The 12893-nt window shown below is 69.1% G+C and carries 7 protein-coding genes and 2 pseudogenes; 6 read left to right on the top strand and 3 right to left on the bottom strand.

The genetic code is table 11. The annotated features are described in order from the left end of the window. From H0U68_RS06955 to H0U68_RS06945, 3 genes and pseudogenes are all read right to left on the bottom strand, one after another. Window positions 1–902, bottom strand: a pseudogene (locus H0U68_RS06955) (IS3 family transposase); the annotation flags it as partial. Continuing rightward, entirely contained in the window at window positions 850–6207 is a 5358-nt protein-coding gene (locus H0U68_RS06950; protein ID WP_296353978.1) for an Ig-like domain repeat protein, read from the bottom strand. The pseudogene H0U68_RS06955 and the gene H0U68_RS06950, both read right to left, overlap by 53 nt. A gap of 157 nt (window positions 6208–6364) precedes the next feature. Beyond that, a complete protein-coding gene (locus tag H0U68_RS06945) occupies window positions 6365–8185 on the bottom strand; it encodes a hypothetical protein (RefSeq protein ID WP_296353976.1) in 1821 nt (606 codons plus the stop codon). 20 nt (window positions 8186–8205) lie between these two features. On the opposite strand from H0U68_RS06945, the gene H0U68_RS06940 reads away from it, so the two are divergent. The 6 genes and pseudogenes from H0U68_RS06940 to H0U68_RS06915 form a co-directional block, all read left to right on the top strand. After that, a complete protein-coding gene (locus tag H0U68_RS06940; protein WP_296353974.1) occupies window positions 8206–9042 on the top strand; it encodes a type II secretion system F family protein in 837 nt (278 codons plus the stop codon). Window positions 9043–9052: 10 nt separating this feature from the next. Next, the gene (locus H0U68_RS06935) at window positions 9053–10600 is read left to right on the top strand and encodes a GspE/PulE family protein (protein ID WP_296353972.1); all 1548 of its coding nucleotides are present in this window, start codon (window positions 9053–9055) and stop codon (window positions 10598–10600) included. Next, entirely contained in the window at window positions 10597–11409 is an 813-nt protein-coding gene (locus H0U68_RS06930; protein ID WP_296353971.1) for a hypothetical protein, read from the top strand. The genes H0U68_RS06935 and H0U68_RS06930 overlap by 4 nt, the downstream gene beginning before the upstream one ends. A 5-nt stretch (window positions 11410–11414) precedes the next feature. Then, the gene (locus tag H0U68_RS06925) at window positions 11415–12044 is read left to right on the top strand and encodes a PilN domain-containing protein (protein ID WP_296353970.1); all 630 of its coding nucleotides are present in this window, start codon (window positions 11415–11417) and stop codon (window positions 12042–12044) included. Then, entirely contained in the window at window positions 12041–12586 is a 546-nt protein-coding gene (locus H0U68_RS06920) for a hypothetical protein (protein WP_296353968.1), read from the top strand. The genes H0U68_RS06925 and H0U68_RS06920 overlap by 4 nt, the downstream gene beginning before the upstream one ends. After that, window positions 12570–12893: pseudogene (locus H0U68_RS06915) on the top strand (hypothetical protein); the annotation flags it as partial. The gene H0U68_RS06920 and the pseudogene H0U68_RS06915, both read left to right, overlap by 17 nt.

Genomic DNA, 12893 nt, shown 5'->3' with positions numbered 1-12893 from the left:
GCCCTGGTCCGAGTGATGGATCACCGAATCGGGCCTTCGCGTGTGCAATGCCATGTTCAGCGCGGCCAGCACGAGCTCGGCCGTCATCTGCTCGCCCATGGACCATCCCACCACCTTGCGGCTGAATGCGTCGATGACCACGGCCAGGTAGACGAAGCCCGCCCACGTCGGCAGGTACGTCATGTCGGCCACCCACAGCTGGTCCGGCGCGTGGGCGCGGAAGTGGCGGTTCACCAGATCGGGCGCTGGACGCTGGCGCGCGTTGCGCTCGGTCGTGACCGTGAAGCCGCGCCGCCGGCTGACCCCACGGATACGCGCGTTGCGCATCAGGCGCGCCACGCGCTTGCGGCTGGCATGCTCGCCGTCCATGCGCAGCTGCGCCCGCACGCGGGGCATCCCGTACGTTTCGTCGGATGCCTTGTGGACTTGGCGAATCCTCTCGGTGAGCACGGCGTTGCAGATCGCTCGCGCGCTCGGCGCACGGTCGCGCCACTCGTAGTAGCCGCTGGGCGAGACGCCCAGCACCCGGCAGGCAGCTCGCACGCTCAGGCGGCGCTCGGGGTCGGCCTGGATCGCGCTCACGAGCTCGAAGACGGTGTGGACGTCTTGTCGTGCCTCGCGGCGAACCAGGCCGTAGCCTTTACCAGGATGTCGCGCTCCTGCTCCACTTGGCGCAGCTTGCGACGCAAGCGCACCATCTCCTCGCGTTCGCCCGTCGCCAGGCCTTCCTTGCCGGGCAAGGGCTTGCCGCTGTCACGCGCACTCTGCGCCACCCAGTTGCTGATGCTCTGCGCGCTCGGGCCGAACTCGCGCGACAGTTCCGCAGGCGTCCTGCCAGCGCGCGCAAGTTCAATGATCTGCTGACGAAATTCCGCCGGGTACGGCGGCTTTGATTTGGGCACTTCGGACTCCTTCTACCGTTACGGTAAGGTGTCCGTGAAAAGGGGTCAACTTCAACTTCAGTTGGCTGGTTCCGCTGTTGGTGTGCGTGTAGCCCGTGATGCGCCCGGCCGCGTCTCGCCCTACTGTCCTCAGCACCCCGGCCGCGTTGCCCGTGCCCGCCGGGTCACCCAATGTGTAGCTTTGCACCATGCCCGTGCTGTCATAGGTAATGGGGCGTGCCTTGCCGTCGCTCCACTGCCAGCCCGTGACGTTGTTCTCCGCGTTGTAGCCGATGCCGCTCAACAGCGCCTGGGCCGTGCTGCTCACCCCCACCCCATTGGCGTTCACCGCGTTCACGCTCACGCTGGTGACCCAGCCCTTGGCGTCGTAGCCGTAGTTCACCCGGCTGCCGCCCGGGTAGGTGATGCTGGTCAGCTTGTCCAGCGCAGTGCCACTGTCGCCCCAGCCGTAGCCCACCGTGAAGGTCTTCGCACCGATGGTCACGCTCTTGGCCGTGAGGCGCCCCATCGCGTCGTGCGTGTAGGTGGTCTGCCCCGATTCATCGGTGATCTTGGTCAGCTCCCCCTTCTCCTTGGCCGGCCCGCTTGGGCCCCCGTCGTATTCGAAGGTGGTTGATGCTCCCGTGGGGTAGCCGATGCTGGTCACCCGGTCCAGCACGTCGTAGCCGTAAGTGGTCTGCTTGCCCCGTGCATCCGTACTCGTCAGCAGGTTGCCCTTGGCGTCGTACGTGTTGCCGGTGTTGCCCCGGTCAGGACTGGTTTCCGCCTTGACGTTGCCCAGCCCGTCCGGGGTGTAGCCCGTGCTTAGGTTCCTCGGATCGGTCACGCTGGTCAGGCTGTCTTGCAGGTTCCAGCCGTATTGCGTCACCGTGGGCGTGCTCGCGCCCGTGTTGGGCGGCTGCTGCGTCTGGATCGCACGGCCCAGGCTGTCGTAGTACGTGTACGTCGCCTGTCCCCGCGGGTCGATCACCGTGTTGGGCCGGCCCATCGCGTCGTAGCCGTATTGCCAGGTGTAGCCGCTGCGCGCGTTCACCGTCAGCGTGATGCCGCTCGCACTTGCTGCCGCCTGGTTGTTCGCGTCCCCCGCGTAGCTGGCCGCCAGCGTGTGGCTGCCTTGCGCCAGGTTGGCCAGGGCAAGCGTCGCCGCCCCGCCCGTGACCGCCCCCGCGCCGATGCTCGTGCCCCCGTCGGTGAAGGTAACCGTGCCCGTGGGGCTGTAGCCGTTGATCCTGGCCACCAGCGTCACGTTCTCCCCCACCGTCGCGGGGTTCGGCGTCGCGCTCAGGGTCATCGTCGTTGCCGCGATGTTCACCGCCTGCGTGTAGCCCGCCGAGGTGCTTGCCGTGTGGTTGGCATCTCCCGCGTACGCCGCCGTGATCGCGTGGCTGCCGGGAGCCAGGCGCGTGGTTGCGAAGCTGGCGATGCCGCCTGCCCCCAGGTTGGCCGTGCCCAGCGTGGTGGCCCCGTCCTTGAAGGTGACCGCCCCGCCCGGGTTGCTGCCCGTCACCGTCGCCGTGAAGGTGACCGTCTGCCCCGCGTTGGTCGGGTTCGCGCTCGCCGTGAGGGTCGTCGTCGTGGTGAACGCCGCCACCGTCTGCGTCAGCGCCGCCGAGGTGCTCGCCGCGTTGTTCGCATCCCCCGCGTAGGCCGCCGTGATGGCGTGGCCGCCAGCCTTCAGCGTGCTTGTCGTCCAGCTGGCCGCCCCTGCCGCCACCGTGGCCGTGCCCAGCACCGTCGTGCCTTCCTTGAAGGTAACGGTCCCCGTCGCGTCGCCGCCGCCCGCAAGGCTGGCCGTGAAGGTGACCGTCTGGCCGTACGTGGACGGGTTCAGGCCCGAGCTCAGCGTGGTGGTGGTGCTGGCCACGCTGATGGTTTGCGTGAGTACAGGCGAGGTGCTCGCCGCGTTGTTGGCGTCCCCCCCGTACACCGCCGTCATGCTGTGGCTGCCGCCCGCTAGGTTCGCCTTGCTCCAGCTGGCAGCACCGCCGGCCAGCGTTGCCGTGCCCACCACCGTGGTGCCGTCCTTGAAGGTGATGCTGCCCGTAGGGCTGCCGCTGCCGGCCACACTGGCCGTGAAGGTGACGGTCTGCCCATAAGGCGCCGGGTTCAGGCTGGAGCTGAGCGCCGCCGTGCTCGCCGCCGCGTCGATGACCTGGGTGAGCGCCCCCGAGGTGCTCGCCGCGTTGTTGGTGTCCCCCGCGTACGCCGCCGTGATCGCATGGCTGCCGGCAGTGAGCGCATTGCCGGCCCAGGCGGCCGTTTGCGTGTTGCCGCTGCCCGCAAGCGCCACCGTGCCCAGCGTCGCCGCCCCGTCCTTGAAGGTGACGTTGCCACTCGGTGCGTTGCCCGCGATGCTGGCCGTGAAGGTGACCGTTTGCCCGTAGCCCGAGGGGGTGAGGCTGGTGGTGAGCGTGGCCGTGCTCGCCGCCGTGTTGATGACCTGCGCGAGCACCGCCGATGTGCTCGCCGGGTTCACCCCGTCGCCCGCGTACGCCGCCGTGAGGCTGTGGCTGCCCACCCCCAGGCTGGAGACGCCCAGGACGGCCGTGCGCGTGTTGCCCGTGCCCGCCAGGCTGGCCGTGCCCAGCGCCGTGGCGCCGTCCTGGAAGGTGATCGTGCCCGTGGGCGCCAGGCCGCTGACCGTGGCCGTCAGCGTGACCGTCTGCGCGTAGCTGGCCGGGTTGGCGCCCGAGCTGAGCACCGTGGCCGTGCTGGATGGGTTCACGTTTTGCCCCAGCGCCGCAGAGGTGCTTGCCGCATTGTTCGCGTCTCCGCCGTATTGCGCGGTGATGCTGTGCGCACCCATCGCCAGTGCGTTCGTCGCGATGCTCGCTGCGCCCGCCGTGACCGCGGCCGTGCCCAGTGTCGTGGCGCCGTCCTTGAAGGTGACCGTGCCCGTCGCGCTGCCGCTGCCGCCACCCACCGTGGCGGTGAAGGTGACGGTCTGCCCGGAGACGGACGGGTTCGCGCTGGAGGCGATGCTGGCCGTGGTGGCCGCGGCGTTGACCACCTGCGCGAGCGCCGCCGAGGTGCTTGCCGCATTGTTGGTGTCGCCTGCGTAGCTGGCCGTGATGCTGTGGCTGCCGCCGCCCAGAGCGCCCGTGGCGAAGCTCGCCGTGCCGCCCGCCAGCGTGCCCGTGCCCAGCGTGGTGGCCCCGTCCTTGAAGGTGACGCTGCCGCCCGGGGTGCCCGCGCCCGCCACCGTGGCTGTGAAGGTGACGGTCTGCCCGTAACCGGCCGGGTTCGCGCTGGAAGAGACCGTGGTGGTGCTGGCCGCCCTGTTGATGGCTTGCGTGAGCACCGTGGAGGTGCTGCCCGGGTTCGTGCCATCACCCGCGTAGACCGCGCTCAGGCTGTGGCTGCCCACTGCCAGGCTGGAGATGGCGAAGGTCGCCGTGCGCGTGTCCCCGCTGCCCGCCAGGCTGGCCGTGCCCAGCGTCGCCGCCCCCTCCTTGAAGGTGACCGTGCCCGTCGGCGCGAAGCCGCTGACCACCGCCGTCAGCGTGACCGTCTGCGCGTAGCTCCCGGGGTTCGCCCCAGAGCTCAGCACCGTGGTGGTGGCAGCCGGGTTGACCGTCTGCGAGACCGCCGAAGATGTGCTGGCCGCGTTGTTCGCGTCGCTGCCATACACCGCGCTCAGGCTGTGGCTGCCCGGACTCAGGCTGGAGATGGCGAAGACGGCCGTCGCCGTGTTGCCGCTGCCGCTCAGGCTGGTCGTGCCCAGCGTGGCCGCTGCATCCTTGAAGGTGACCCAGCCGGTGGGCGTTCGCCCCGTCACGCTCGCTGTGAGCGTGACGTTTTGTCCATTGATGCTCGGGTTCGGGCTGGTGCTGAGCGCGGTGGTAGTCGTGAACGGGTTGATCGTCTGGGTGAAGACGCCCGAGGTGCTCGCGTTGTGGTTCGCATCCCCCGCGTACACGGCCGTCAGGCCGTGCGTGCCGCCCTGAAGGCTGGACGTCGTCAGCGTGGCGATGCCCCCCGTGGGAGTCGCCGTCCCTATCGTGGCCGCCCCATCTTTGAAGGTGACCGTGCCGCTGGGCGCATAGCCGCCCGCGATCGTCGCCGTCAGCGTGACGCTCGTCCCGTACGTCGCAGGGTTGGCGCTCGAACTCACCGTCGTTGTTGTATTCGCCTTGCTGATGGTGAGCGTGGATGCGCTCTTGGTGGTGCTCGCTGTGTAGCTGCCGTCGCCCAGGTAGTTCGCATTCAACGCATGGCTGCCTGCTCCGAGGTTCGAGACGGTCAGCGCGCCGGTACCACCCGTGACGCTCACCGTGCCGATGCTCGCCGCGGCATCTTTGAAGGTGACCGAGCCCGCAGGCGCCGCCGGGTAGCTGCCCGCCATCTGTGCAGTGGCGTTGGCTGTGAGCGTCACTGCCTGCCCATAGACAGCGCTGGCCGTGCTCACCGAGAGGTTTACGTCGCTCCCTACCGGGCTGACCGTGACCGTGACAGGCGCCGAGGTGCTGCCGGCATTGATGCTGCTGCCGCCATAGACGGCCGTGACCGAGTGCGTGCCGCCGGGCATCCCGTTGGTGTTGAGCGTCGCGCTGCTGCCCCCGCCGACGTTTGCCGTTCCGAGCGCGTTGGCGCCGTCCATGAAGGTGACCGCGCCGGTGCTCACGTTGCCGCCCGCCTTGGTGACCGTCGCCGTGAAGGTGATCGTGCTGCCGTACAGCGAGCTCGCGCTGTAGCTGCTGATGGCCGTGCTGGTTGGCGTTCCCGTCACGGTCTGCGTCACTGGCCCCGACGCGCTCGCGTTGTTGGTCGCATCTCCCGCGTATTCCGCCGTCAAGCTGTGGCTGCCGGCCAGCAGGCTGCTGGTGACGAAGGTGGCCGTGTTGCCGCTCAATGCGGCGCTGCCCAGCACCGTCGCCGCGTCCTTGAAGGTGACGTTGCCCGTCGGGCTGGCGCCGCTCACCACCGCTTTGAGCGTGACGTTTTGCTGGTACGTCGACGGGTTCGGGCTGCTCGTGAGCGTGGTGCTCGTCGCCACCCCGTTGACCTGCTGGTTCACCGTGTTGGAGGTGGTCGCCGCGTTGTTCGCGTCGCCCAGGTAGCGCGCCGTGATCGGGTGCGTGCCCGCGCCCAAGGCAGTCGTCGTGTAGGTCGCCACGCCGCTGTTGAGCGTTCGCGTGACCAATGCGCTGCCGTTGTCCCGGAAGGTGACCTGTCCCGTCGGGCTGTTGCCCGTGACCGTTGCCGTGAATGTGACCGCCTGCCCCGCGTTGGTCGGGTTCGCGCTGGAGGTCAACGCCACGCTGACTTGCGCCTGCGCCCACAGCACCGGCATGAGCAGCACCATCACCAGTACACGCCCCGCCAAGCGCGCTGCCGCGCCCCCCCACCCCGTTATTGCTGCCCTCATCGCGTGGCTCCCTCTCGCGCGGCCGCCGCCTGCTGGCGCCAGCCTTTTGTTGTTGTCGTTGTGTTGTGTCAGTGCCCGCCGCCGCGCAACAGGCTTACTGCGCCGCGCCGCTGACTTGCTGCAGCCGGTTCAAGGCATCGAACGAGCGGCTGATGCTGCGCTGCAGCGTCCCGCTCGGGTCGCGCACTTCTTCGCCGGTCTTGTTGCCAGCCGCGTCCAAGATGTACGTGATCGCGTTGCCCCGCGCGTCCGTGACGCCCGTGAGCCGGTGCGCCGCGTCGTAGCCGTACCCCAGGCTCGTGCCGTCCGGCAGGCTCACCGAGGTGCGCTGCCCCGCGTTGTCGTAGCCGTACGCCGTCGTGCGCCCGCTTGCCCCGGGCGGCGTGAGCGTGACCGTGCTCACCCAGCCGCGCGGCGTGTACACGATGTCCGTCACCACGCCGCGGGCGTCCACGCTCTGGCGCACCCGCCCCGCCTTGTCGTATTGCGTGTATTGCGTCACGTGTCCCGCCGCGTTGCTCACCGTTTGCAGGTCTCCCGCCGTGTGCCCGATCGCGTCCGGGTCCACCCCCGTGAACGCCGTCGCCGCGTAGTACACGTTCGTGGTCGTGCGGTTGTTCGCGTCCGTGCTCGTGAGTACACGCCCGGCCGCGTCGTAGGTGTAGCTGGTGCTGTTCGCAGCCACCGTGGTGTCCACCGCCCCTGCGGCCGTCAGCGCCTGCTCCAACTGCTTGCATGCCAGCGGCAGCGCCGCGCCATTGGGTAGCGCCGCCGCGCTCGTGCAGTTGGCCACCGCCCCACCGTTGAACGGGTCCGGCTGGCCGTGGTAGACCGTCGTGGTCTTCTTCAGCGGCTGCGTCACCACCACCGGCAGCCGCCAGTCCGCGTGCCACGCCGTCGTGATCTTGCGCGACCCAGCAGGCAGCGTCGCCCCCGCTGCAATCACCCCCGAACACGCCGCCATCGTCGCCAATCCCTCCACCCGCACCGTCTCGCGGTTGCTCGCGTCGTACGCATAGCACACCCGCTGCCCCTGGAAATCATCCTTGCTCAAGACGTTGCCCACCGCGTCGTAAGTCATCGCACTGTTGGAAGCCGTGGACCCAGAGCCCGTGGGCTGGCTCGCGCCCGTCATCTGAGGAGTGCCAAGCACCGAAGTCGCATCCCAGGAGAAGGAAAGCCCGTTCGGTCCCGTGATCGAAATGCCCTGCGGAAGAATCGTTTCGTACCGTCGATACAGCAGCGCGGCGGGCCGGTCTTCCCACTCGTGCAGGAATGCCTGCGGCGGCACCTGGTACTCCACCGCATAGCTTTCCGCGCCCAACGGCCGCGCCGTTGCAAACGCGCGGCCCAGGGAGTCGTAGGACCAATCCGCGTCGCGCACGCTGTTTTCGTCGATGCGCCCCGTCATCGCCCACGGGGTGGCACTGTTTTCATAGCGGAACTGAAGCGCCCTGCCGTCGGGCCAGGTCGTCGATTGATGATTGCCCTGGCCGTCGTAGGCGATGTTGATGCTGCGCCCTGCGGCATCACTGACACGCGTTATGACGCCTTTCGTCAAGGCATCGGCACCGGTGAGGCCGACGGGAAGGGTGTACTGGAAGTTCAGCGCCCGGCCATCACCATCTGCGGCTTGCAGCAGGTAGCCTGGCGCCGGTGCCTGGGTATTTGCCGTCGTGCTGTACGTGAAGGTCAGCGACGATCCGTCCGCGCCGTCCACGCGGGTCAGGCGTCCTTGCGATGTGTAGCTCTCGACCGTCATGCGGGCGGCATCGACGTACTGGTATCCGCCGGACACCGCCTGCACGCGGTCGTTGACGTTTGCTTCGGGCACGTAGGTGCCTGCTTGCAACGCGAATGAAACGATGGTCCCGTCTCCGCGATGGACCGTGATGGCGTTGGCCGGCCCGCTCACAACCAGCTTGCGGTGCAGGCTTGAGCTCCACAACTCGCCAAGGGTCGACGGTCGCCGCCAGCGAACAGACGGGCGATTTGTCCACCGGGCTGTCGCGGTATGCGCGCCACCAGCAAAGCCTGCGCGCCGTGCGCGACCGCGTGGTCGGCGCCTGCGTGTACCCGCTGCTGCTGCTGGCCGTGGGCTCGGTCGTCGTCATGCTGTTGCTGGGCGTGGTCGTGCCGCGCTTCTCGCGGCTGATCGATGGCAGCGGCCGCGAATTGCCGCTGCTGTCCAAATGGCTGATGGCCTGGGGGCAGTTCGCGGACGCGCATCCCGCCGCGCCGCTGCTGATGCTCGGCGCCTTTGCCACGCTGGCCATGCTGCTGGTGTCGCAGTGGCGCAGCCCCGATGCGCGCAGGAAATGGCTGGCCCGTATTCCCGGCGTGGCGGGCGTGGTGCGCGAATTCCAGCACCTGCAGATGTACCGCACCACGGCCATCCTGACCTCGCGCGGCATCCCGATCCACAGGGCGCTGGTCTTCAGCATGGACCTGCTCGGCCCGGCCGACCGCGAGCGGCTGCAGGCCGGCCTCTTGCGGATGCAGCAGGGCGTCGCCATCAGTGCGGCGCTTTCGGGCTGCGGGCTCTCGGACGTGATCGCCACCAGCATGCTGGGCGTGGCCGAGCGCAGCGGCGCCCTGGCGGAGATGCTGGACCGCATCGCCGACTTCTACGAGCGCTCCCTGCAGCGCAACATCGACATCGTCAGCCGGCTCATCGAGCCGCTGCTGATGATCGTGTTCGGCTTCGTCATCGGCGGCATCGTGGTGCTGATGTACCTGCCGATCTTCGACCTCGCTTCCAGCGTGTCCTGACCACGCCGCCATGACCAGCGCACTCGCCGACCTCGCCGCCCGCTACGGCCTGCAGCCGATGACGCTCGCCGATCTGGGCCGCGTGCAGCCGGATTTCGGCGTGGCAAGCTTCGCCGAATGCCAGCGCCGAGGCTGCGTGATCGGCCGCTTCGGCGAGGAGGGCGACACGCTGGTGTTCGTGTGCCGAAACGCGGCCGACCTGGACACGCAGCTGTGGTTCGAACCGTTGATCGAGCGGGCCGCGCCGCGCCGCCTCGTGCGGGCGCTGGTGGACGGCGATGATTTCGCCGCGTACCTGGCCCAGGCGGAACAAGGCCTGCGCGCCATGGATTCTGTGCGCATCGACGCGCCGGCGGACGAGGCGCAGGCCGACGGCAACCTCCTGCTGCTGTCGATGGCCTCCATCGAATCGACCACGAACGCGACCGTGCGGCTGGTGGATTCCACGCTGTACGACGCGCTCAAGGTGGGCGCCTCCGACATCCACTTCGAGGTGCAGCCCAAGGGGCTGCACATCAAGTACCGGCTGGACGGCGTGCTGCAGGCCATCAAGCGCATCGACGGGCTGGAGACCGCGCACCAGGTGATCTCGCGCATCAAGGTGCTGGCCGACCTGGACATCGCGGAGCGGCGCATCCCGCAGGACGGGCGCTTTCGCGTGCTGCTGGACCGGCGGGAGATCGACTTCCGCGTGTCGATCATGCCCAACATGGTGGGCGAGGACGCTGTGCTGCGCATCCTGGACCGCAAGCACCTGACGGGCCAGTTCGAATCGCTGACGCTGGATGCGCTCAGCTTCGAGCCCGAGGTCAAGGCCTTCATCCGCCGCGCTGCGCACCTGCCCTACGGCCTGCTGCTTGTCACCGGGCCCACCGGCAGCGGCAAGACGACCACGCTGTACGCCGCCATCTCGGAAATCAACACAGGCCTGGACAAGATCATCACCATCGAGGACCCGATCGAGTACCAGTTGCCCGGCGTGCTGCAGATCCCCGTCAACGAGAAGAAGGGGCTGACCTTCGCCAAGGGCCTGCGTTCCATCCTGCGGCACGACCCCGACAAGATCATGGTGGGCGAAATCCGCGACAGCGACACCGCGCAGATCTCGGTGCAGGCCGCGCTCACCGGCCACCAGGTGTTCACGACGGTGCACGCGAACAACGTGTTCGACGTGATCGGCCGCTTCTCCAACATGGGGGTGGACAGCTACAGCCTGGTCGCAGCGCTCACCGGCATCATGGCGCAGCGGCTGGTACGCGCCGTGTGCCCGCAGTGCGCACGGCGGGTGTCGGAAGACGGCGTGCAGCTGACCAGGGCGGTGGGCTGCGCGCATTGCCGCGGCACCGGCTACAAGGGCAGGCTGGCGATCGCCGAAACCCTGCCCATCGACGACGAGATGCGCGACCTGCTGGTGCAGCATGCGCCGATCACGGCGGTCAAGCGCCTGGCGCGCGATAAAGGCTTCCAGGGGTTGCGCCAGTCGGCGCTGTCCCTGGCGCAGCGCGGGCTCACCACGACAGAAGAAGTCGACCGCGTCGCGCCGCTGGAGCTGACGTGAAGAACCGGCTGGCGATGGCCCTGTCCAGCGCGCACCTGCGCGCCGAGGTGTTGCGCCCTGAAAAACGAGGCATGCGCGGCGTGCTGCGCTCCTTGCTTGGCGGCGGCCAGACAGCGTATACGCCGGTCGCGCACATCGAGGTGCCGATGGCGGCGCAGCAGGCGGCGCTTTCCACATTGCTGGAACAGGCGGCGGCGAAGCTGAAGACCCGCCACGTCCCGGGGCTCGGCGGGCTGCGCCTGGAAGTGCAGCTCGGCCTGGAGCATGCCCATCTCGGGCTGATGGTGCTGCAAGACGGCGATGCCAAGTCCCTGCCCGCGTCCGCGCGCGAATCGTATGCCCAGGCCTGGGTGCGGCAGATGCTGCACATCGCGCCCGAAACACAGGTCATCCGCTGGCAGGTGTCGCCGGACGGGCGCCAGTTGCTGGTGTCGTGCGTGGACAGGAATGTGTTCGCGGCCCTGGAAGAATTCGCGGGAAAGCACGGCTTGCGCTTCGCCAGCTGCCGCCCGGCGGTGTTGTCCGCGGCGGCGGCGGGCCGCAACACGGGCGATCCCATCACCGTGGTTTGGACCGAGGCCGGCAGGGACGCGCAGCGTTTGGGCAGCGTGCAGCTGCTGCGCTTTTCGCACGGGCAGTTGACCGGCAGCTGGCGCGGCTGGATTCCCGTAGTGCCCGGCGGCGCGCAGAACGACGACGCAGCGCTGGAAGCCGCGATCCGTCGCTTCCGCGCGGGCGAAGCCGCACCGCACCCGGACGCCGTTCAACGCATCCATTGGCCGGACACGGCGTCCGGCGCAAGGGCATAGCAGCCATGTTCGTGCGCGATCCCTTCGACGTTGCCCCTGGGGCCAGCCGCCACACCCGGGCGAGCTGGCTCACGCTGATCGTGGGCCTGGTGTTCGCGGTGTTCTGCGGCTCGCTGTTCGAGCAAAGCCTGCAAGCGCAGCGGACTGCCGAGGAGAACGTGCGCCGGCAACGCGAGCTGCTGGACGCCCGGGCCCGCAAGGCGGCCGCCGCCCAGCGTGTCCAGCCGGTCGATGCGGCCGCGCTCGAGAAAATGCGCGCCCAGCAGGATCTGCAGCGCATTCTGCGCATGTCGTGGACCGGATTGTTCGATGCGCTGGAAGCCGCCGGCCAGCAAGTCGAGGGGCGCGCCACGGTGGTGTCGCTCGCCCCCAGCAAAACCCAGGCCGACGCGGCGCAAGTCAACCTCACCGGCCTGGCCGTGTCCAACACGGTGCTGGTGGATTACATCCGTGCGCTGGAGGCCAATCCGTACATCCGCCAGGCGCAGCTGATGGCGCAGCAGCCTGCCGTCAGCGCCGGCGCGCCGGTGGTCCGCTTCCAGCTGGCGGTGCTGTGGGATCCGCGTGGCCGGCCGATGGTCGGCCCCGTGACGGCCGGGGCGTTGGCGCCGCCCCCGGCGGGAGTGCGCCCGTGATCGGCAGGCGCATGCCCACGGGCTGGCCCGTGGTGGCCGGCTTGCTGGCCATTGTCGCCGGCTTCGGCCTGCTGGCAGGCGCCGCGACGATGAACCATCGCGCGGATGAACTGGCGGCATCGGTCGCCCTTGTGCCCGCCTTGCGTCCTGCCGTGGTCACCAGTCCCGCGCCGGAGAGCCCCGCGCTGATTGCACCGCCGTACTTCACGCAGCTGGACGACGTGAGCGCGCTGTTTCGCGTCGCCAAGCAGCAGGGCGTGGCGCTGGGCCCCATCAACTACAGCTCCGAATCCTTGCCGTCGCTGCCGGTGGTCGTGCGTATCGTGGAACTGCACGTGGACGAGGACTACCCCAAGCTGAAGGCCTTCGTCGCCGAGCTGCTGCGCACCATGCCGCATGCATACCTGCGCGAGATCCGCGTGGAGCAGAACACAGGCGCAAGCACGAAGGTGCGTGCCGTGCTGCAGCTGTCTTTCGTCTACCAGACCGGCAGCGACAGCGCCGGCTCCGCACCAGGAGCCTCCAATGGCAAACGCGGCTGACACGCGCGCCAAGCGCCTGCTGCGCGGCACCGGCCTGGTCCTGGCCGCCGGGGCGGCGTACTGGGTGGGAAGTGCGCTCAACGCACCGAGGTCCGCCGACGACGTCGTCGCGCCCGCCACGCCGGCTCGCGCACGCGCGGCCGTGCCTGCCTCCTCGCCCCGCAAGGACGAGCCCTGGATGACGGCATCCGCCGGTCCGGTCGAACGCTTCAGCGACACGGCCGTGCATAACCCGTTTGCCAGCCTGAACGTCGCCCCCCCCGCGCCGCCCCCCGCGCCCAAGGCGCCGGTGCCGAAGCCAGCGCGC

This window comes from Ramlibacter sp. (genome assembly GCF_013697775.1).
Taxonomy (GTDB): domain Bacteria; phylum Pseudomonadota; class Gammaproteobacteria; order Burkholderiales; family Burkholderiaceae_C; genus Ramlibacter.
Note: the sequence above shows the minus strand (reverse complement) of the source record. Positions and strands in the feature narration are given on the sequence as shown.

Bases quoted from the DNA above. Each gene is read 5' to 3' on its own strand.
- H0U68_RS06950 (WP_296353978.1), bottom strand. From the start codon at position 6,207: ATGGTGCTGCTCATGCCGGTGCTGTGGGCGCAGGCGCAAGTCAGCGTG.
- H0U68_RS06935 (WP_296353972.1), top strand. From the start codon at position 9,053: ATGACCAGCGCACTCGCCGACCTCGCCGCCCGCTACGGCCTGCAGCCG.
- H0U68_RS06925 (WP_296353970.1), top strand. From the start codon at position 11,415: ATGTTCGTGCGCGATCCCTTCGACGTTGCCCCTGGGGCCAGCCGCCAC.